Raw genomic sequence first — 1,550 nt, 5'->3', positions numbered from 1 at the left:
GCCGAGGTCGGCGAGCTTCTGCAGGAAGTTCTCGTAGCCGCGGTTGATCAGGTCGATGCCGTGCACCCGCGAGGTGCCCTGCGCGGCCAGCGCCGCGATGAGGTACGAGAAGCCGCCGCGCAGGTCCGGGATGACCAGGTCGGCGCCCTCCAGCTTCGTCGGCCCCGAGACGACCGCGGAGTGCAGGAAGTTGTGCTGCCCGAAGCGGCAGGGCGTGCCGCCCAGGCACTCGCGGTAGAGCTGGATGTGCGCGCCCATCTGGTTGAGCGCGGAGGTGAAGCCGAGGCGCGACTCGTACACCGTCTCGTGCACGATCGACAGCCCCGACGCCTGCGTGAGGGCGACGACCAGCGGCTGCTGCCAGTCGGTCTGGAAGCCGGGGTGGACGTCGGTCTCCAGCGCGATGGCGTTCAGCGGGCCGCCCGGGTGCCAGAAGCGGATGCCCTCGTCGCCGATCTCGAAGGCGCCGCCGACCTTCCGGAAGGTGTTGAGGAACGTCATCATCGAGCGCTGCAGCGCGCCGCGTACGTAGATGTCGCCCTCGGTCGCCAGCGCCGCGGACGCCCAGGAGGCGGCCTCCAGCCGGTCCGGCAGGGCGCGGTGGGTGTAGCCGCCGAGCTTGTCGACGCCGGTGATGCGGATGGTCCTGTCGGTGTCCATCGCGATGATCGCGCCCATCTTCTGCAGTACGCAGATGAGGTCCTCGATCTCCGGCTCGACGGCCGCGTTGGACAGCTCGGTGACGCCCTCGGCCAGCACGGCCGTCAGCAGCACCTGCTCGGTGGCCCCCACCGACGGGTACGGCAGCCGGATCTTCGTGCCGCGCAGCCGCTGCGGCGCCTCCAGGTACTGCCCGTCGGCGCGCTTGTCGATCCGGGCGCCGAACTGGCGCAGCACGTCGAAGTGGAAGTCGATGGGCCGGCCGCCGATGTCGCAGCCGCCGAGGCCCGGGATGAAGGCGTGGCCGAGGCGGTGCAGCAGCGGGCCGCAGAAGAGGATCGGGATCCGGGAGGAGCCCGCGTGCGCGTCGATGTCGGCGACGTGCGCGCTCTCGACGTGCGTCGGGTCGAGCACCAGCTCGCCCGGCTCCTCGCCGGGGCCGACGGTCACGCCGTGCAGCTGGAGCAGGCCCCGTACCACGCGCACGTCGCGGATGTCCGGGACGTTGCGCAGCCGGCTGGGGGAACTGCCGAGCAGCGCGGCCACCATCGCCTTGGGCACGAGGTTCTTGGCCCCGCGGACGTGGATCTCGCCCCGCAGGGGCGTACCGCCGTGGACGAGTAGGACATCGGCGCTGTCAGGAGCTGTCATGAGGCTCGCGATCCTGGAGACGGGCTGGGACAGACAGAAATGCTAATGCCCCCGATACCCCCCTCCCCCGGCCCTGGGCGGGGCGGGGAACGTCATGAATTCGCTACAGATCCGGAGGAGGAAGGCCGGGGGACTCTGCGTACGGCGCACGGGTGCACAGGGTGACCGACGGCTTGCGCGCCCGGCGCGAGCCCCGGCGCCGGGCGCCGGGGGCGCGGGCGGGGTGGGGGTGACGCGCA

Annotated in this window: 1 protein-coding gene; it reads right to left on the bottom strand. The window is 71.8% G+C overall.

What is annotated here, in order from left to right:
* On the bottom strand, window positions 1-1,311 hold a 1,311-nt coding region (murA, locus tag H5J30_RS32410; RefSeq protein WP_181791219.1), incomplete at its 3' end, for a UDP-N-acetylglucosamine 1-carboxyvinyltransferase.
* Between the last annotated feature and the right edge of the window lie 239 nt (window positions 1,312-1,550).

Origin of the sequence: Streptomyces phytophilus, from assembly GCF_013870535.1 — a bacterium.
Classification (GTDB): domain Bacteria; phylum Actinomycetota; class Actinomycetes; order Streptomycetales; family Streptomycetaceae; genus Streptomyces; species Streptomyces phytophilus.
The sequence above is the reverse complement of the archived record's forward strand: the minus strand, read 5'-3'. Positions and strand labels throughout refer to the sequence as shown.